This window comes from Luteitalea sp. (assembly GCA_009377605.1).
Taxonomy (GTDB): domain Bacteria; phylum Acidobacteriota; class Vicinamibacteria; order Vicinamibacterales; family Vicinamibacteraceae; genus WHTT01.
In genome coordinates this window covers 15,127-34,686 of record WHTT01000067.1, presented here as the reverse complement: position 1 = coordinate 34,686, position 19,560 = coordinate 15,127, and the positions used below count along the sequence as shown (strand labels likewise).

16 protein-coding genes are annotated in these 19,560 nt (G+C 64.0%); 9 read left to right on the top strand and 7 right to left on the bottom strand.

The genetic code is table 11. The annotated features are described in order from the left end of the window. Positions 1–182: 182 nt before the first annotated feature. Entirely contained in the window at positions 183–641 is a 459-nt protein-coding gene (locus tag GEV06_20240; protein MPZ20223.1) for an SgcJ/EcaC family oxidoreductase, read from the bottom strand. An 8-nt stretch (positions 642–649) separates the two neighbouring features. On the opposite strand from GEV06_20240, the gene GEV06_20235 reads away from it, so the two are divergent. The 4 genes from GEV06_20235 to GEV06_20220 all read left to right on the top strand — a co-directional run bounded on the left by GEV06_20235 (position 650) and on the right by GEV06_20220 (position 6,323). Further along, positions 650–1,774 carry a VCBS repeat-containing protein gene (locus tag GEV06_20235; GenBank protein ID MPZ20222.1) on the top strand — a complete coding sequence of 375 codons (1,125 nt, stop codon included), beginning with the start codon at positions 650–652 and terminating at the stop codon, positions 1,772–1,774. A gap of 423 nt (positions 1,775–2,197) precedes the next feature. After that, entirely contained in the window at positions 2,198–4,198 is a 2,001-nt protein-coding gene (locus GEV06_20230) for a DUF3604 domain-containing protein (protein MPZ20221.1), read from the top strand. A 12-nt stretch (positions 4,199–4,210) separates the two neighbouring features. Then, positions 4,211–5,566 (top strand): MATE family efflux transporter, encoded by a 1,356-nt coding sequence (locus GEV06_20225; protein MPZ20220.1) that lies wholly within the window; start codon positions 4,211–4,213, stop codon positions 5,564–5,566. A 121-nt stretch (positions 5,567–5,687) separates the two neighbouring features. Further along, the gene (locus GEV06_20220; protein ID MPZ20219.1) at positions 5,688–6,323 is read left to right on the top strand and encodes a DUF1640 domain-containing protein; all 636 of its coding nucleotides are present in this window, start codon (positions 5,688–5,690) and stop codon (positions 6,321–6,323) included. Positions 6,324–6,455: 132 nt separating this feature from the next. On the opposite strand, the gene GEV06_20215 is transcribed toward GEV06_20220, so the two are convergent. Together GEV06_20215 and GEV06_20210 are read right to left on the bottom strand one after the other, a co-directional pair. Next, on the bottom strand, positions 6,456–8,222 hold the full coding sequence (locus tag GEV06_20215) for a GMC family oxidoreductase (GenBank protein ID MPZ20218.1): 1,767 nt from the start codon (positions 8,220–8,222) through the stop codon (positions 6,456–6,458). Beyond that, the gene (locus GEV06_20210) at positions 8,177–10,801 is read right to left on the bottom strand and encodes a M1 family peptidase (GenBank protein MPZ20217.1); all 2,625 of its coding nucleotides are present in this window, start codon (positions 10,799–10,801) and stop codon (positions 8,177–8,179) included. Before GEV06_20210 ends, GEV06_20215 begins: the two co-directional genes overlap by 46 nt. A gap of 98 nt (positions 10,802–10,899) precedes the next feature. Between GEV06_20210 and GEV06_20205 the strand changes: the two genes are divergently transcribed. Then, entirely contained in the window at positions 10,900–11,493 is a 594-nt protein-coding gene (locus GEV06_20205) for a DUF664 domain-containing protein (GenBank protein ID MPZ20216.1), read from the top strand. A 21-nt stretch (positions 11,494–11,514) separates the two neighbouring features. On the opposite strand, the gene GEV06_20200 is transcribed toward GEV06_20205, so the two are convergent. Further along, positions 11,515–12,483 (bottom strand): hypothetical protein, encoded by a 969-nt coding sequence (locus tag GEV06_20200; protein MPZ20215.1) that lies wholly within the window; start codon positions 12,481–12,483, stop codon positions 11,515–11,517. Between the two features lie 160 nt (positions 12,484–12,643). Here GEV06_20200 and GEV06_20195 point away from each other — a divergent pair, with 160 nt between their 5' ends. Further along, entirely contained in the window at positions 12,644–13,303 is a 660-nt protein-coding gene (locus GEV06_20195) for a hypothetical protein (GenBank protein ID MPZ20214.1), read from the top strand. A gap of 49 nt (positions 13,304–13,352) precedes the next feature. On the opposite strand, the gene GEV06_20190 is transcribed toward GEV06_20195, so the two are convergent. Then, positions 13,353–14,288 (bottom strand): hypothetical protein, encoded by a 936-nt coding sequence (locus GEV06_20190; protein ID MPZ20213.1) that lies wholly within the window; start codon positions 14,286–14,288, stop codon positions 13,353–13,355. Between the two features lie 2 nt (positions 14,289–14,290). Continuing rightward, entirely contained in the window at positions 14,291–15,076 is a 786-nt protein-coding gene (locus tag GEV06_20185; protein ID MPZ20212.1) for a hypothetical protein, read from the bottom strand. A gap of 536 nt (positions 15,077–15,612) precedes the next feature. On the opposite strand from GEV06_20185, the gene GEV06_20180 reads away from it, so the two are divergent. The 3 genes from GEV06_20180 (at position 15,613) to GEV06_20170 (ending at position 17,613) form a co-directional block, all read left to right on the top strand. Further along, a complete protein-coding gene (locus tag GEV06_20180; protein ID MPZ20211.1) occupies positions 15,613–15,924 on the top strand; it encodes an RNA-binding protein in 312 nt (103 codons plus the stop codon). A gap of 300 nt (positions 15,925–16,224) precedes the next feature. Further along, entirely contained in the window at positions 16,225–16,440 is a 216-nt protein-coding gene (locus GEV06_20175) for a hypothetical protein (GenBank protein MPZ20210.1), read from the top strand. A gap of 195 nt (positions 16,441–16,635) precedes the next feature. Further along, positions 16,636–17,613, top strand: coding sequence for a DUF4097 family beta strand repeat protein (locus GEV06_20170; protein MPZ20209.1), 978 nt, complete (start codon positions 16,636–16,638; stop codon positions 17,611–17,613). 18 nt (positions 17,614–17,631) lie between these two features. Here GEV06_20170 and GEV06_20165 read toward each other — a convergent pair whose 3' ends face one another. Next, entirely contained in the window at positions 17,632–19,503 is a 1,872-nt protein-coding gene (locus GEV06_20165) for a DNA mismatch repair protein MutS (GenBank protein ID MPZ20208.1), read from the bottom strand. Positions 19,504–19,560: the final 57 nt, after the last annotated feature.

The following is a 19,560-nucleotide window of genomic DNA, read 5'->3' as shown; positions in this document are numbered from 1 at the left end:
GGCGTCGCGCATCGAGGCGCGCGAAGTGGTGTTCGAGAATCCGACGCATGACTTTCCGCAGCGGATCATCTACAGGCAGACAGACGACGATGGGCTCGTGGCGCGCATTGAAGGGACGGTCGACGGCAAGGCGCGCAGCGTGGACTTTCCGTATCGTACGGCGACGTGTGGGTCGTGAGTGCTCAGCGGGCGTCCATGATTGCCGTGTGAACGATTTTCCAGCCGGCGGGGTCGCTAGCGAGCACGAGATGGATGTGCGTGCGGCGCACGTCTTCGTTCTCGTTGCGCGACGCGCCCCGAGTGCCCTCGGTGTACATGTGCACCACGGCTGCATCGCCTCCAAGATAGCGGACGGAGATCGTTCTCATGTTCGCGACCTCCTGTTTCGAGACTTCAGGACTGAAGGCAGGGAACAGTCGGTTCTCGAGGAATTCGGCGAGCGGTGCAGCACCCTGGAACAACCGGGCGTAGGCATTGATCCATTCGACGTCTTCCGCGTGCAGCGCAATGAGAGCTTCCGTGTCCTGCCGGGCCCAGGCCGTCTTGTATCGCTCGATCAGTGCCTCGAGGGCGGCGCGCTGGTCCGCACTCGCCGGCTGTCCGTACGTGCGAATCCTCCGAAACCGCAGCTGCAATAGAATAGCCGCTCATGAGAATGTGGCCTGCTTCGATGTTGCTCCTCGGTGGCGCCTTGTCGCTCGCGGTCAGCCGCCCGGCAGAGATTCCGTTCGAGAGGCACACGCTCGATCTCGGCGCCAGCGAATCGGCCGCGATCGCGGATATCGATGGCGATGGGAAGCTGGACATTGTCTCCGGCGAGAACTGGTATCAAGCACCCAAGTGGACAAAGCATCGCTTCCGCGAGATCCACTACGAGAACCAGTACATCGATGACCTCTCGACGCTGCCGCTGGATGTAGACGGCGACGGCAAGGTCGATCTCGTCACCGCCAGCTGGTTCAGCAAGAAGCTGGCTTGGTGGAAGAACCCCGGCCCGATTGGGGCTGAATGGAAAGAGGAGGTCGTACAAGGCGGCTATCCAATCGAGTTCGCCTTCCTTGTTGACCTCGACAACGACGGGGACGCCGTCGAGATTCTCCCGCAGTTCGGCGACCGCAAGGCGCCCCTTGCGTGGTACGAGCGCGGCAACGGGGGTATCGTGAGCCGTGAGGTCAGCGACCACAGCTACGGCCACGGCATTGGCGTCGGTGATGTCAACGGTGATGGGCGCAACGATATCCTCACGCCGAGCGGCTGGCTCGAAGCGCCTGCCGATCCACGCTCCGCCAATTGGACATATCATCCCGATTGGAAGCTGGGCGATGTCGGCTTCATTTATGTCGTAGACCTCCACGGCGACGGCACGCCGGCCATCGTGACCTCCATGGCACACGACTACGGCATCTTCTCGCTCGAAAAGCAGGCTGATGGCGCATGGACCAGGCGCGTGATCGACGAGAGCTGGTCGCAGGCTCACGCGATGACGTTGGTCGATCTCCGCGGCACTGGAACCCTCGGTCTCCTGACAGGCAAGCGATACATGGCACATAACGGCGGCGACCCTGGCGCGCGCGAGCCGCTCGGCCTCTACTGGTATGAGCGCATACGCCTTCCCGGCAACAAAGTGGACTGGGCCAAGCACGTCATCGACTACAGCACCCGCGCTGGCGGCGGGTTGCAGTTGCCTGCCGTAGACATCGATGGCGACGGCGATCGCGACTTTGTCGCACCAGGTAAGAGCGGCTTGTTCTTGTTCGAGAACAAGACGAAATAGGAGCAGTCGTTGTGGCTGGCAAGCTGTACGACGTCCTTCATGGTGGACATTGGGAATCCACACCTGCACGGCTCGCCGTGGTCGTGGGCCTGATCCCTGGTACCGCCATGGAGATGCTGAAGCTGCTCAGACGCGAGCGTTGTCACGTATGAGGCTCGCCATCGACACGTGAGAGGTGGACTGCCGTGACCTTGTACTCGGGCGTATCCACGAAGCGATCGCGGCCCGGGCCGACGACGTCGTTGAGGTAGATCGTTGCACGTGGAAAAGGTACCCGGTTCCTTTTTCGGGCGGAATTGCGGCCACGCACGGGTTCGGATATGCTGCCGCGGCAACCGGTCTCCAAGGTTTCGCGCCGTGAAGCAACCCCTTCCTGTTCCTCGCATCGGGCGGCCTGCCTTGCGTTCGGTGGCGCTGTCTGGCGTGGTTCTCGTCGCAGCCGCCACGTGGCTCGTCGGTCAAACGCTCGTCGGCAACCTGCGTGTGGCCGTGACCGCGACACCCGAGACTTGGCAGGCTGACCAGGCGGGCTCGTTGACGGTCACGTTTCGCGTCGAGCAGGGGCAGCTCGAGCCTGGCGCACGGCTCTCGTTCCATGTACCGGGCAGTTGGACGGCGCATGCTCTCCACCAGCACGAGCGCGACGGGCGCATGTACGCACAGCAACCGTACGACCTGCTGACCAAGGAGCTCGCCGATTACTGCACCCTCGACCCGGGGGCATCTGGGACGACATGGACGTTGGAGGTCGTCGAACAAAGCTTCGACGGAACGTATCATCGCTTTGCCCGGGAAATCGTTCTGACGTTGAAGTCAGGCACGCTTCAAGCTGGGAACGCGCTCACCGTACGGTACGGCACCGACCAGAAGCCCATCCACGCTTCGTTTCTCGCGGAGACTGCCCGCTTCCACGCAAAGCTCGACACCGGAGACCGGGTGTGGAGTGCTTTGGCCGCCCCGCAGGTGACGACAACCGCGCATGCACCCAAGAAGCTGCTGGTAACGGCGCCGTCACAGAGCGCGATCGGACGAGCGGTTCGCGTGCACGTCGCGGCCGAGGACCACCTCGGGAATCCCACGCAGCTGCCGCCGGACGTTCTGTTGCGCCCTGTGGGGACGACCGCGTCGCCTCGGGCGGTCGTCACCGGCACCGGCACGTTCGCCGAGTCGACGGTGAGCTTCGAGACAGAGGGTGTGCACCGGATCGAAGCCGGCAACGAAGAGCTTGGCTGGTTCCCTTCGAATCCGGTCGTCGTCAGTCGTGGCGAGCCGGAGCTGAAGCTCTATTGGGGCGACCTGCACTCGCACTCGGCGATCAGCAAGGATGGGGTGGGCGAGAATGCCTTTGTGTTCGCCCGCGACCACGCGAACCTCGATTTCTACGCGCCAGCTGAGCATTCGACGGGCGACCGAAAAGACGAGGGCATTACAAGCGAGGAGTGGGAGGAGATTCAACAGAACGTGCGCCGGCACGACGAGCCAGGACGATTCGTGACGATCCTCGGCTACGAAGCCAGCTTCCCGCATCCCGACGGTCACCACAACGTCTACTTTGCCAACGCCCGGGCGCCGCTGTACCGCCAGCACGAGATGGGCACGCTCCGCGAGCTGTGGCGCAGACTGGCAACCGATCGCGCGTTCACGGTGCCGCACCACACAGGAATCCGATGGACGCCGGACGGCGGCGGGGGAGCGGCAACCGTGTTCGACGAGGACCATCCGCTCCGGCCGCTCATCGAGATTTACTCAGGACACGGTCAGAGCGAGCGCTACGCCCCAAAGGACCCCCTCAGCTACGACCAGATGCTGATGGTGCAACGCTGGAAGAATTGGTTCCCGCGGCAGGCGCCGGAGACGCCGGACGAATACCGAGCCTTGACGGGCCCGGTCAGCGCCGACGGGCCGCACTACGCGCGCGACGCCTGGACAGCCGGCCTCCGCCTCGGAACAATCGCCTCGTCCGACGATCACTCGGCCCGGCCCGGACAGCCGAGCAAGGGCCTGGCTGCGGTCTGGGCCTCCCGCTTGGACCGGGAGACCATCTTCGACGCGCTTCGCGATCGCCGCACGTATGGCACCACTGGGCAACGTATTTATCTCGACTTTCGCCTGGACGGCACGATGCCGGGACGCAGCGTGACAAGGAGCTCGACTCCACGTCTCACACTGGTGGTGCATGGAACGGCGCCGCTCGAATGGATCGAGCTGTTGAAGTACGACCGACGCCGGCAGGCGTACGACGTGTTCCATCGCTGGACGCCAGGCAAGCCGTCGTTCGAGGGAGAGGTCACCGACCTCGATGAGACGATGGACACGTTCTACTATGTGCGGCTCAAGCAGGAGGGGCTGGTCGATGGGCGCCCTGTGATGGCCTGGTCCAGCCCGATCTGGGTAGAACGCAACGCGTCTCCCTCGCAGAAGTGACGCCCACGGTCCATGCAAGATCTCACGACAGGCTCGGTGGCACGCCATCTCCTCAAGACCGGCGGCTTCATGCTGGTCACCATGATCTTCCACACGTTGTACATCCTCGTCGACCTCTATTGGGTTGGCCGTCTAGGCACGGAAGCGGTCGCCGCGGTCAGCGTCAGCAGCAATCTGATGTTCGTGGTATTGGCACTCACGCAAATGCTGGGCGTTGGCACCACGACCGTCATCTCTCATGCGGCTGGCCGAAAGGACCGTGAGCAGGCGATCTTCGCGTTCAACCAGTCGTTGGCGCTGGCTGCGGCTGCCGGCCTGGCATTCCTCCTCGTCACGCTCGCGTTTCATTCGGAGTATGCCCGCCAGCTGAGCGCCGACGCTGCAACGACCGCGCTGGCAACCCAATACCTGCTGTGGTTCATCCCGGCAATGGCCCTGCAATTCGGCTTGGTCAGCATGAGCGCTGCGCTACGTGGCACAGGACATTTCAAGCCGGGCGCAGTCGTTCAAACGGCGACGATCGTCATGAACATCATCCTGACGCCCTTTTTGATCTTCGGGTGGGTGACTGGCCGTCCGCTGGGTGTCACCGGCGCCGCGCTCGCCACGTTCATCTCCATTGCTGTGGGAACGGTTTGGCTCGCGCTGTATTTCCTGCGCTCATCGTCTTACCTCACGTTCATGCCGACCGAATGGAGGCCGCACCTCAGGCAGTGGTGGGCAATGCTCAGGATTGGGCTGCCGGCGGGAGCCGAGTTTGGCCTGCTGGCGGTGTACTTGGTGATTGTGTACGCCGTGAGCCGGCCGTTCGGCGCGGCGGCCCAGGCGGGGTTTGGCATAGGAATGCGGGTGCTACAGGCTGGGTTCATGCCGGTTGTTGCCCTCGCGTTTGCTGTGGCGCCAGTGGCTGGACAGAACTTTGGTGCAGGCAAGGCGCAGCGTGTTCGAGACACGTTCACGGCGGCAGTTGTGATGGCCACGGCCGCCATGGTGTTGTTAACGGTCGTCTCTCAGGTCGCCTCGTCGACCATGATTCAGGTCTTCTCATCAGACGCGCGCGCGGTCGACGTCGGCACCGAGTATTTGCGTATCCTCTCCTGGACGTTCGTCGCCTCGGGCATGGCCTTCGTCAGCTCGAGCATGTTCCAGGCCATGGGCAACACACTTCCAGCGCTCATGACGTCCGGTCTCCGCGTCGTCAGCGTGGCGATTCCTGTCTTCTACGTCTCGCGTCTGCCCGGCTTCGAGCTGCGATGGGTTTGGTACCTCTCCGCGGTATCCATCGTTTTGCAGATGGCGATGAGCCTCTGGCTGCTGCGACGTGAATTCCGCACACGTTTGACCTTTGCGCTCGCTCCCGTCGCCTGAGCGGTGTGGTCACCAAGCGACACGCGAGCGGCAGGTAAATGGCTCTTGACTTGCCCGAGACGACGATGGCATCGTCGTCGGGAGTCAGGTCTCTGGACGCAGACAAACGTGAGTCGCAGCGATGTTGGACAACGCGCTACCGTCATCCGTCCGTCAGCGCATGGGCGGCGAAGCATCCTTGGACTTCTGGCTCTGGATCGACGCTTGCGGAGAGGGCTGGAAGGCTGACGTGCTCGAGAGCTGTACTTTGCGATTCGGCGCGATGCTTGCCGAGGAGCTCGGAAAAGTCCGGGTCGAGCTGCATCAAGAGATCGGCGGTGTGAAGCAAGAGATATCCGAGCTCAGGGGTGATGTGAAGCAGGCAATAGCGGCCCAGGGTGCGGCGCTCTGCCACGTAATAACCAGCCAGGGTGCGGCGCTTCGGCAGGAGATGACCAACCAGCGTGTGGAGCTGCGCGAGGAAATGATCAACCAGCGTGTGGAGCTGCGCGAGGCGATCGCCGGTCAAGGCGTGGCGCTTCGGCAGGAGATGATCAACCAGCGTGTGGAGCTGCGCGAGGAAATGATCAACCAGCGTGCGGAGCTGCGCGAGGACATGGCCGGCCAGGGCGGGGCGCTTCGCCAAGAGATAGCCACCCTGGGAGCCAGTCTCCGACGGGAGATGGCGGCAACGCGAGTGGACGTCGTTCGCTGGGCCTTCCTCTTCTGGCTAGGTCAGGTCGCCACCATGGCCGGGCTGCTGTCGCTGATGCGCTGATCGAGGGACTTGACGTTGACCGACCTCAGTCGACGCGCGTTCATGGTTCAAGGCACCGTGCTCGCTGGCGCCTCGGTGTTGCCTAGCTTGCGTCTCACAGCCGACCAGGAAGGCAGGCTGAGGCGGCCCTACCTAGAGCTCGTGCTTTTTGGCCTGCGCTATCAGGTAGTCGCAGGACCGCACCGCGAGCGCCATGATCGTCAGCGTGGGATTCTGGCAGGCGCTCGACGTGAAGCCCGCACCGTCCATCACGAAGAGATTCTCGACATCCCAGGACTGCTGGAACCCATTGAGCACGGAGCGTTTTGGATCGGAGCCCATGCGCGCGATCCCGACCTCGTGAATAGCCGCTCCAAACGGCCTCGTCCGGTCTACGGTCAAACGGATGTTCTTGCCGCCTGCCGCCTCCAGCATCTCTGCCGCGCTGTCGCCGATGTCCGTAATGATTGCCTGCTCGTTCTCCCTGAAACGCGCATGGACCCGCACCACCGGAATACCGTACGTATCGACCACCTGCGGATCGATCTCCACATAGTTGTCCTCGTATGGCAGGCACTCGCCAAAGCCGGTGAGACCGACGACCGATGGTGCGGCTTGCTTGACGGCCTGCTTGTAGCGTTGGCCGAAGCCGGGCGCGTCGAAGTTGAAGTCGGTCCCGGCGCCGCTGCCTTGGTAGCCATAGCCGCGGAGGAACTTCTTGGACGCGGGCTCGTTGTGCCGATTGCGAAAGCGAATGATGTAGATGCCGTTGGGGCGCCGGGGCGCGCTCATCGAAGGAGTGACCGGCACATCGGGAAATTCCGCGCGCGCGCCGCCGCAGATGATGTGGTCCATCAGATACTTACCGAGCAGGCCACTCGAGTTGCCGACCCCAGACGGGTCCTGCTCGCTCTTCGAGTTCAAGAGGACGCGCACCGACTCGAGCGCCTGCGCGCACAAGACGACGACCTTGCCGAAGACCTCCTTCGGCTGGCGGCTGATGCGGTCGATGTAGAGGATGCCGCGGGCGCGATGGCGGTCCCGATCCATCAGCACCTTGTACGCCATCGCATTCTCGATCAGCGTACAGCGCCTGCTGGCGAGCGCATCGGCCACCGTCGTGTAAGCGGAATTGAAATAAGAATGCGTCACGCATCCGCGCTCGCACGGCCCGCAGTAGTGGCAGGGCTGTCGCTTACCCAGCGGCCGGGTGATGTTGGCCGTCCGGCCGATCGTAACCACACGTCCCAGCTTTGCCTTGACGCGATCTCGAAGCGTGACCTCGGAGCAGCTCATGGCCATGGCAGGATGAAAGCGCCCGTCCGGCAGCTCGTACACGCCCTCTGCATGGCCACTGATGCCAACGTAGCTTTCGACGAGATCGTAGTAACGCTCGAGATCGCGATAGCCGAGCGGCCAGTCCATGCCGAAGCCGTCGCGTGACGCCGCCTTGAAGTCCAGATCGCTCAGGCGATAGCTCTGACGAGCCCAGATATTCGTGCGGCCGCCAACGATCCGTAACCGCCCCCTCCACGAAAATGGTTTGTCTTCGGGATAGGTGTACGGCTCCTCGAGATCGTTGGCGAACCAGTCGGCGGTGTATTCGGCGTTCGCGCTTCCTTGGACGGGGAGCACTCGGCGGACGTACGCCGCCGACCGGCCACGGTACTTCAACTCGAAGCGAGGGATGTGCTCCCGGTAGTCCGCCTGGGTGAGCTTGCGCCCCGCGTCGAGCAGCGCCACGTTCAATCCGGCCTCGGAGAGGCGCTTCGCGGCCCACCCGCCCGAGGCACCGGAGCCGACAACGAGCACATCGAACGATCTCCCGGCCGGGTCTTGGTCTCCCTGGAACACGATTCCCCCCGTCTCGTGGGCTATGGCCGCGACGCGGTGCGCCCCGTGCCGGCCCGCTCGAGCCACTTCGTCAGCACTGGCGACTGCCGCGTGTGGAGCGCGGCGCAGCTCTCCACACGCTCGATCGACTGCTGCAGCGTTCGCTCAACCGCAGCCACCTGGTGCGAGGCAAAGAACGTCTTGATGTCCGCCGCGGCCGCTTCGGAACAGAAGCCGCCAAGCGCCCCAACTATGCTCGGGATCCCTTGAAATACGCCAAGGCGCTTCATCAGTGTTGGCCAGTGTTGCTTGGTGAACGTCCACGTCGCGTCACGCGACCACGGGTTAGCCAGCAGGTCTCCGATCAACGAGCCGGTGTCCTGCGTCCGCACCTTACCCGACATGGCAAACTCGAGCGTTCGTTGTACGAGCGCTGGATCTCTGAAGTAGGACAGAGCATCAAAGTAGCGGTAGTACTGTTGTGGCTCCGACGTCGTCTGTTCGAGCTGCGCCACATATTGGTCATACAGTGACGAGTCGCCGTTCAGCGCCGCCACATGCAGAACGTCTGGCGCCAGCGTTGGGTCGAGAGACTCTGGATCTGACAGGTAGCCGATGGCCAGGTCGCGCGCGCGCCGCTGCACATCGGGAGAGTCACCCGCAATCCCCAACAACCGCACATACGCTGCGCGCAAGCTCTGGCGGTCCGCGTCCTCGGCCGACTCGCCGGGGAGTCCGAGCCGCTCCAGGGCAGGTCCGAACGTTTCACGAATCCAGGTCTGGAAGCGTGGCTGCTGACGCTCCTCGACGAGATACTCACCGGTGTACGAGAGCCTGTCCGCGACGCTTTCGGCAACGGCACTCGTCGGATCATCGGCCAGGGACGCCGTCAGGTCGACGAACCCATCGATGTCGTGACGACCCGCGCGGACGATCCACCACTCGTCGCCGAGTAGACCGAGCCGCTCGCTCGCCTCGAGATCACCGGCTCCCGTGGTGAACGTGGCGAGCGCGCGCGGCTCGTACTGCGAAAAGTAGTAGCCGTGACTGCCGGGATTGATGAAGACGCGTTCGCCGCACGATGGAAGCGTCAACGTCTGGTCGGCCTGCGACATGAGCTCGCACGTGACGGCGGCATCCTTGCTGCCGCGCAGGCAGACCGGCAGCGTCCAGGTTTGTGGCGTGGCTGGCGTCGCGCCAGGCGTGCCGATGAACCGCTCCTGGCGCAGCCTGACCTCCGTCGTGGATCCTTGGCACCGACTGCTCACGCTCAGCACAGGCACTCCCGGTTGATCCACGTAACTGGCCATGATCTTGTCGACCGGCTTGCCGGAGACCCGCGTGACCTCATCCCAGAAGTCCTCCGCTGCCGCATTGGCAAAGGCGTATTTCTCGAGGTACGAAGCCACGCTCTTTCGAAAGACCTCTTCGCCGACATAGGATTCGATCATTCGCAACATCGCCGCCGATTTCTGGTAGGCGATAGCGTCGAAGACCTCGTTGATCTGTTCGGGCGTCTCGACGTTCGTGCGAATGGCGCGCGTCGATCTCAACGCGTCGAGCGCAAGCGCCCGCTGGCTTGCATCGACGTCGTCCAGCTCCACGCGCCACTCCGGGTGCCAGACCGCGAGCGGTTTGTTCGCCATCCAGGTCGCGAAGCCTTCGTTCAGCCAGATATCGTCCCACCACTTCATCGTGACGAGATTGCCGAACCACTGGTGCGCGATCTCGTGCGACATGATCGCGGCGATACGCTTCTTCACGGATAACGACGCGCGTTCTGGATCAGCGAGAAGATATTGCTCGCGGAAGGTGATCGCGCCGGCATTTTCCATGGCGCCAGCCGCAAAATCGGGCACGCCGACGATATCCAGCTTCCCGAAGGGATATTTGATGCCGTAGTAATCGTTGTAGAACGCGAGCTGGTGTTGCGCAGCCTCCAGCGCAAACGCCGTGAGCTCCTTCTTGTCTGGCGTCGAACAGACTCGAAGCGCGGTACCGTCCGACGTACCCTCCCGACAGACGAAATCCCCAACGAGCATCGCGACGAGGTAGCTCGACATCTTCTGCGTCGGTGCAAACGTCACGGTGTGCTTGCCAGGCTCGGGGCCAGGTGTATCCGAGATCTCTGCTCCGTTCGAGATCACCGTGTCTCCCTCGTCTGCCATCACTGAAATCTCGAAGACGGCCTTGAAGGCTGGCTCGTCGAAGCTGGGGAACGCCCGGCGCGCGTCCGTGGCTTCCATCTGCGTAACGGCGTACTCCCGGCCGTTGGCTTCACTGAGATAGAAGCCGCGCAACTTGTCGTTGAGGATGCCAACGAACTCGATATCGATTGTGGCGGAACCGGCGGACAGCTCCTGCGGGACGGTCAGCGTCGCGGTCTCCGCTTTCTCATCGAGCGATACCTTGGCCTCCTGGCTCTTCCCACCGGCCGTTACTCGCACCTGGCGGAACTCGATTTCTGACGCGGAGAGCGTAATGCTGGTCGTCGGCTCTGCTATCTGCACGCGGATGGTCTCGCGGCCCCGGAAGTTGTCTTTCTGGAAGTCTGGCGCGAACCACAGCGTGTAGTGCTCGGGAAGAACGGTCGTCGGCAGCCGGTCGGCGGCGGCCGGCGTGGCTATCATGAACAGAATGGCTAGGAGCGCGAGTAGGTGCTGCATGGTTCCAAGGTATCAGAGACCAGGCCTCGTTCTCTATCGGGAAGGGCAGTATTGACGGCCGGAGGGGGCGTGGTGGATTGTAGCGTTTGAGGCAGGCTATGCGAACACTAATTGCGTCGATGGTGATGTTGACGACCATCGCCGGTGCGGCTCCGGCCCGTGCCGAGCCGATGACGGACCGGGACCGGCAGCATTTGCTCGCGCACCTGGACATGACCGAGTCCTGGCTGCTCACCGAGCTCGACGGCCTCTCACCACAGCAGCTGAAGTATCGGACAAGGCCCGGACGGTGGACCATCATGGAGGTGGCCGAGCATCTCGCCGTGGGTGATTCCAGATACTGGCAGCGCTTTCAGGACTCGATGAAGCAGCAGCCGACGGGGAAGTCTGGCATCTCGGATGCCGACATCCTCTGGTACGGCATCGACCGCACCGACCGCGAGCAAGCGGTCCAGGCGGACCTGCCCACGGGCCGCTGGGACGACGACAAGGCTGCGGTTGCCGAGTTTCGCAAACTGCGTAAGGAGATGCGCGAATTCGCGGAGACGACGCAGGAAGACTTACGAGCGCATCGCCTGGTGAACGGCAGCATGGACGCTTACCAGTGGTTCTTGATGATCTCGGCGCACACGCAGCGCCACATTCTGCAGATTCGCGAGATCAAGGCTAATCCTGGATATCCCAAGGAATGAGCGCGGGAGGCCTCGCTACCTTCACGATGGTAGGGCGCGTTCGCCGAACGCGCCGTCCGGATGCCGGCGAGATACCGGCCGCCTCGGCGAGGCGGCCCTACTGGTACCGGTCGCAGCAGCGGCAGCAGCAGCGGCAGCCGCCGTTGCGATACGACGCTGCAACTCGGGAATCTCCGCGACGGTTCCGACGAACTCCTGCACCCAGAACTTGCGGTCCTGCCGGCCGTGGACCAAGCGAGCCTCGACGCGTACGCGGTCACCCTCCCGCACGAGACTGCCTTCGATGACGATGTCCGCGTTGAGCATCTGTGCCACTTCTCTCAGCGACCTGCCAGCGTTGGCAAATTGGAGAGCGCTCGTGCGAGACACGACGCCCAGCGCACCGTTGCGGGCAAGCTCACTCGTCACGCCGTCGGTGACGCGTGCAGCAAGTAGCTGGTCGCCCTTGTGAGTGGAGTAGTGCGCGAACGGCAGCACGGCAACGGTGATGGTGGGCGCTGGCGCCGCGTCGGGCGTCCACAGGCCGGTGCGCCAGGCTGCGACGGCGAGGAGAAGCAGGCCGGCGGCGACGATGCCGAGCGCAAGTCGCCATCCGGTCGCCTTGCCAGTGGACTTTGACGTCGAGGCGTCGGGGGATGACAAAGGGGACGGCGGCGCCTGGCGCTGTTCGAACAGGGGCACGTAGCTGCCCCGCCGCAGCCGGATGATCACATCGTCGTCGCGGCCATCTCCTCGGTAGTAGTCGTCTACCTTGGCCCGTAGGCGTCCAGCCTCCACCCGGACGATCGAGTCCAAACGCGGGTCGTACTGATCGCCGCGATCGAAGACCTCGAGGCCGATGACATACTCCTTCAATCGATCCCCTTCACCGGCAAGCGTTCGCTCGACGACATAGCGGAGGAAGCGGCTCAAGCGGTCCGCGCTTGCGAAGGCGCTGCTCGCGAGCAGGCGGTCGAGCTGAGAACGAACGTCGTCGGCATTGGGCGGCACCTTGTCAGTATGAACCCAATCGGCCGGCATGGAACCGGCGGAGCAGCCCCTTGTCGCCGTTAGTAACCGTTACACTCGCCGCAACTCACTGGTGCAGCCCATGTTCTAGGATCACACTCCGAGACGGACATCCGTCCGACCACCCAAGGAGGTTGTTGCGATGCGAAAGATAAATCACCTCGTTCCAAGAAGTGTGCTGGCTCTGGGCGTTCTGTTCACCCTGTCTCGCGCCGCCTTCGCAGGACCGGCGCTGATCTGCCATTCCTTCGACGCTGGCGACGCGCCGGTGTTACCCTGGAGCAGCGGTTCCACCTGGAACTCGCCAGACCCCTCGTACGACATCGAGCGGCTTACGGCCGACACGATGCGTCTGCTCTCCGCCGATGCACCGATCATGGCGCGTATGGAAACGCTGCGGCGCGCGACGATCTATGCAACAAAGGATCGCCGGATTACTGCGGAGCTCTTGAGCGCCGTACTGGGACGCGCCTTGACAACAGCGGCTGACGGGTCGCGCGATTCACTCGCCTGGTTCGACGCGGGCTATCTTATCGAGACCTACCGGCAAGCGAGCCTCGTCTATCGGTGGGACATGCTCTCGGGTGCCGAACGGTCGGCGTGGACCCTGCGCAGCGAGCCGGAAGCGCTGGATGGGTACCGGTTCGTCCGTAAGGCGATCGACCTTGAAGACTCGAACGCAGAAATGGAGTTCGCCGCGTCGCTGATGAAGGAGGGAGCAGCCTCAGCCGAGCATCGGCGACGCGCCGTCGCCGGAGCAAACGCCGGATCGCTGCTCGCGAGGAATCTCGATAACCGCTGAAAAGGAACCGGGTACCTTTTCGGACCCGAAAAGGTACCCGGTTCCTTTTTCAGTGATCCGCGTCGAGACGGACAGGGCAGACGAACTCCTCTGGCTTGAGCGCCAGGACCGACGTGCGTAGTCGATGTAAGATTCGCTCGGCCGTATTTCCCATCAGGATGCCGGCCAAGCCGGTGCGTGCCACTGTGCCCATCACCACGAGGTCGACCTCATGCGTCTCCACGTACTGTCGGATCGCCTCGTCTGGTCGCCCCTTGACGAGATCGAGCTTCAGCGTGGACTGGTCGACGGGCTCGGACGTCGCATCTCGAAGCCCCTGGAGACTGTCAGCGGCCTCCCGCCTGGTCACTTCCACGCACTCGGAGAGCTCCGACTCCGACATGTGGCTCCTGAGCAGCTCTTCGCCGAACACAGACCACGCATGCAGCAGGGTGACCTCGCTGTCGTGGAGCTTCCCGACGGCACACGCCAGGTCGATCAGTCGGCGGTTCAATTGCTGCTCGACGGGATCGTCGGCTGTTGCGTCAACCGCCGCCACGACATGGCGGGGACGTTCCGCGGCCGGCCCAATCAGCCAGACCGGCACCGGGCACTTCCGGAGCAGTTGCTGATCGATGGGACCGAATGCCGCTTGCGGCCCTTCGCCGCGGCCATGCGCGCGCATGACCAGGTCATGGCCGGATTGCAGCACCTCTCGGATGACGGCGACCGCCGGCTGGCCGCGCAGGACGTCGGTCGCGACCGTTGTTCCCGCGGCTCGAGCGTCCTGAGCAAGCTGCTCGAGCCGCTGCCTACGGTTGCCGACGAGGTCCGATTCGAGGCGAGGTGGCAGATGGCGCTGAGCGACCTGTGGCAAGGCCGGCACAACGTCCACGATCTTGAGCCGAGCCCCACACCGCCCGGCAAGGTCGAGCGCCCGCGCGAACGCGGGATGCGCGCCCTCCAGCGCGTTGATGTCGAGCAGAATACGAGTGAACGTTGGCATCGTTACGAGCTTGCGCGAGAGTCAGGTGGATGACGCACGTGCAGCGGGACGCCGAAGTACGCCGTGTTCGGTGGAAGCTTGGTAAACTTTGGCACGAACGTGAGCGCGCCGATCTGGCACCCAGAGCCGATCTCTACGCCGATTCCGACGACGCTGCCCGTCCCCACCACGACGTGGTCACCAAGGCGAACCGGTGCCGTTCTGAGGCGTCCGTTCTCGACAGTATGACCGGAGATGTGCGCGGCGCCGCCAACAACGACATGGTTCCCGAACTCGAGCAGGTGGTGGTCGCTCACCCCAAGGCTGTTGATGTAGACGCCCTTGCCCAGTCGTGCGCCATTCATGCGCAAGTACATCGTCCACAGGGGCGTCGCGCGCAGCAGTGTGCCGGCACAGACGCGCACAACGTGCGTCAGCACCATCTGTCTCACCCAGTCGAGCAGGGGCCAGTCGAAGTCCGTGACGCGTGTGTCCACACCGGCCGCGACGCGCCAGCCGAGCAGCCGCGTCGCCAGCGTCGAGCAGGCCATCAACGCCAACGCGAACATCAGGTAGATGGGCACCAGCACGGCGCCGAGGAGAGCCGGTCGCAGGAGGCCGAGCTCCGCGCTCTGCTGCAACGCCGCGACCCACACAAGGCCCGCTGGCCACACGGCAAGAGCAAAGACCAGACACACGACGACAGCACAGGAGAGAATCGTCCAGGCGACGCGTAGCCCGGCCCCGCGCCGGTTGCCCCGGACCACCGTCGAAGGGCTCGAGGCCTTCCCGTGTCGATAGCCGGCCATCTCCGGATCTCCCATCAACGCAGCGGCGGCGCGATGTACGGACCCCAACGACACCTATAAGGTACTCGAACCCTCGAGAAACCGAAACGTGACGCACTGCGTCAAGTTTAGGGGCTCTCGAGCGAGCGTCGCCCTGAGCGGAGTCGAAGAGTGAGCGGAGTCGAAGGGCGAGGAGCGTGGCCAGGGCCGCGGTCCGCTAGAAATCAGGCGAATCCGTGGGTGTGTCAGCGAGCTGCCGTTCCCGGGAGGAAGCTTCGCGAGGCCGACCGCGCGTGAGCAACTGAAGAGGACCAGCGCCTGCGCCCTGCCATTCGCGGAGCACCAGCCCCCAAACCGTGCTACAGTAGTAGTGTTCGATGGAAGACAGCCATCTGTTTGCTCCCGCGTCAAGCGTCGAATCGAGCCCACTCTGACTCGCTTCTTCCCGCACACACGTGGTCGCTCAGCACGCGGCCGAATCCATCTGCGATCCGAGTCGGATCAGGACACCGTTGGTAGTAGCAGGCCTCGCGGTGCGAGGCGAGAATGAGGATACTATGGCTCGAAAACTGTACGTCGGCAACCTGCCCTATGACACGGGCGAACAAGATCTCCATGCCCTGTTTGGGACCGTTGGCACCGTCGAATCGGTCAGCGTCATGCGCGACATGGCCACCGGCCGTGCGCGCGGCTTCGCCTTCGTCGAAATGACCACGGAGGAAGAGGCTCAGAACGCCATCAGTCAGCTCGACAACCATGAGCTGGGTGGCCGGAATCTCACGGTCAATGAGGCACGTCCGAAGCCGCAGGGCTCGGGCGGGTTCGGCGGAGGCGGCGGCAGCCGCCGGCGCTCCGAACCGCGCTGGTAGAGAACGCACGAGGCAGTGAAGGGGTGGCGTCGCGAGATGCCCCTCTTCACCGGCCCGACTCCTGCTCGATTCGTCCGCTCCCTCCCGGTTGGGCCGAGCCGTGGAAATCTGCGCGCAGCGCCTTGGCCGCCGCGACAATCGCTTGCAGCTTCCGCCGAGCGGCATCCTAGCTATTGACGGGCGGTTGGAAAACGTCCCGAAGCCACAGTCTGGATTCAAGAACAGCTCGAGGCCGGAGCTCCTTCCCCTCGAAGCGCATGAGGTCACCGGCCCGGTCGGTCGCGTACTCCAGGGGAACACATGGCACGAGGATGGGAGAGCAAGTCGGTTGAGGCGCAACAGGACGATGCCGCACGCGGGAAACCATCAGCCGCGCCGGAAGATCCTCGGCGTCGGACGCTCGAGCTCGCACGCACGCGGGCCGTGGCGGACCTTCAAGTCGCGACCGTTCCTGCGCACCGCACAATGCTCGAAAAGCTGATTGCCGCCCTGGACGAGCAGCTCGCTGCGTTGTAGAACCTCGTTGCGGTCGTCTCCAGCCTTCGCTCGCCAGCCTTCGCTCGCCTCCAGCCTTCGCTCGCCTCCGGCGAGCTACGGCTAGGCAAGCCTGGTTCCTGGTCCTGATCCCGTTTCCTGATTCCTGTTCCCTGTTTCCCGAAATGAACCCTTCGCCGCAGTGTCCCGTCTAAGCCACGACAAGGAGGGACCGCTATGATTGTGCGATCGAGCGTACGGCTCGTTGTAATTGCCTCCGCCATCGCGGTTTGGGCGGCGCCGGCATCGGCTCAGGAGGGACGTTTCGAGCGGACGCTTTCCGTGTCGGGGCCCGTATCGCTGGAAGTGCGGACCGCGTCCGGCGGTATTACGGTGCGGCGCGGTGGCACTGGTGTCGTCCAGGTGACCGGAACCATCCGTGCACGCAGGCGGTGGCTCGAATTTGGTGACGTCGAGGGCTACATCCGTCACGTCGAGGCGCAGCCGCCCATTACACAAAATGGGAACCGCATTCGACTGGCGTTACCCGAAGACGAGCGGATCAGGAGGCGGCTCTCCATCAGCTATGACGTCCTGGTGCCGGGCGACACCGAGGTCGAGGCGCACAGCGGTTCGGGCAGCATCACCGTGGATGGTCTGCAACGGAACGCGCGTACGCATACGGGCTCCGGCAGCGTGCGGGTCTCGAACGTCGACGGCAGTGTCCGCGCGGACACTGGCTCTGGTAGCGTGACGCTCGAGGCAATCGGCCAGGCAGCGGAGGCTTCGACCGGGAGCGGCTCCATCGAGGCGCGCGGCGTCGGCACCGATCTCGATGCCTCGACCGGGAGCGGGCGGATCGTCGCCACTCTTCAAGGCAAGGGCACGGTCAGGGCGCATACCGGATCGGGCTCCGTTGACATCTCAGGCGTCAACGGCGCCGCGGACGTCAACTCGAGCAGTGGGGGAATCCGCGTCGATGGCGACCCGAGCGGCGACTGGAAGATGCATGCCGCCTCCGGGAGCATCGTAATCGACGTGCCAGACGAGGCAGCTTTCCGCATCGACGCTCGGTCCAGCTCCGGTTCCATCACCGTTGATCATCCCTTGACCGTCCAGGGCACGGTCGGCCGAAAGACGCTTCAAGGCACCGTCCGAGGTGGCGGAAGCCTCCTGGCGCTCTCAACCGCCAGCGGGAGCATCACCGTGCGCTAGTGGCCTGTCCGCGACGCGCTACACTTCTAGTCCGACGGATCTCATCAACTCGATCGCATTGCTCTTTTCGACCACGCCTGCCCGCAGGCGGTAGTCGAAGTGCATCCGGCCGTCTTCCAAATGGTCCTGGAAATGCACGTTGGCGCCCCGGGCTCCGAGAGCGTCGGCGATATGCGCGAGTGCCAAATCGTGCGTGGTCACGAGTCCAATCGCGTGGCGGCGCACGAGGCCGCGGACGATCGCCTCGGCACCGATCCGGCGATCGTGTGAGTTGGTGCCGTGGAGGAACTCATCGATCAGGAACAACACGGGCGGGCGGCTTCCGGCCGTGTCCATGATCTGTCGTAGCTTGGTGATCTCCGCGTAGAAACGGGATGTGCCTTCCTGAAGCGAATCCTGGAGCCGGATAGACGCGCCGACGTTCAATGGGGATAGCTGCAGTCGCCGCGCCCTCACGGGTGCGCCCGCTTGCGCCAACACCGCGTTCACACCAACGGTCCGGAGCAATGTGCTCTTACCCGACATGTTGGAGCCGGACACGACGAGCACTTGGCGGGCGCTCTTGGCGAGCTCGGACGGATGCCCCGTGAGGTCACCGATGTGCACGTCGTTGGGAACCGCCACCTTCTCGGCCAGCAGTGGGTGGCTCACTGCTTCGCCATCGAAGCAAGGCCACTCCTGAACGAGCTCTGGAAACACGTCTTGTGGGTGCTCGTAGCGGTATGCCGCCAGCGACGAGAGCGCCTCGATATCGCCAACCGCGTTCAGCCAGCGTCGCATGGCCGGCCCCGAAGTCTGCCGCCAATCCTCGAGAGCGTAGGCGAGATGAAGATCGAAGAGCACGAGCGGTGCAAGGAGCGCAACAATCATGTTGTGGCGTGAATCGAGCAGGTCCATCAGGCGGTTAAGCTGTGCAATGCGCCGCGAAGGCGGATCCCCTTCGATGTCGAGCTCGGCGCGAAGCCGGGCCAAATGCGGCGCGCGGAAGCTCTCCGCTTCCAACCTGTCGAGCACGCCTGCCAACAGCTCGAGGTCCTGCGCGGCCGCCTGGGCTTCGGAGATGATCCGGTCGGTCCGTCTCTTGAAGCGCCAGAGGATCGCGATAACGGTCATGACGATGAGCAAGGAGGCTGCGCGTACAGTAGGCACCACATCCTCGGGCAGCTCGTCGAGCGTTTCGACCGGCGCGAAAATCGACGCAATCAGCGTCAGGACGACGAGCGCTCCCAGAGCGGAGACCACCCACGCGACCGCGCGAAATGGAGAGCGTGTGAGGATCGGCGGCCGCTCGCCCCACGCGGCCAGCGCCTCGGGATGCACGCCGGCGCGCGCGCTCTCGCCGACAACCGCAATATCTTCGCGCAAGTCGAGTCGCGGTCCGAGCTCTGCGATCGCCTCTTGGCGTGCTCGAACCTCCTCGGGCGGCGCCGGCCCGCGGAGCCATCCGGCCAATGTTTCCTCGCCCATTCGGGTCCGCGCCGTCGAGAGGAGCTCGAAGAGGGATGCATCGCCGAAGATGTCCAGGTCCAGCGTGTAAGGATGATGCTCGTCGAGAAAGCGAGCACCGCTCTCGCCCGTGCCCGCCCAGCGGCCGTCGATGCGCGCCAGCCCCCGGTCGTAGAACGTCACGGCACGGGCGAGCTTGGCGCGCTCCGTCTCGGCCCGCTGCAATCGCCCGCCGAGCCACCACACCAGCACCGCTGGAACGACCAGCCACCAGCCGGAGAAGGCGTCCGCCGCAAAGGCGGCGATGGCCATTGCTACGCCGATGACGACGATGAGCAGTCTGTAGTTACCGACCGTGATGTGCCGCTTCTCTTGCAAAGTCAGGGCAACGCGACGCGCGTCGAGACGGTGCGTGTACTCCGCGGCTGGATCGGCAGAAGGCATGGGCCCACTGTGCATGGCTCCATTCTCGCAGGGTAGAAGCGATCCAGGAAGGCAAAC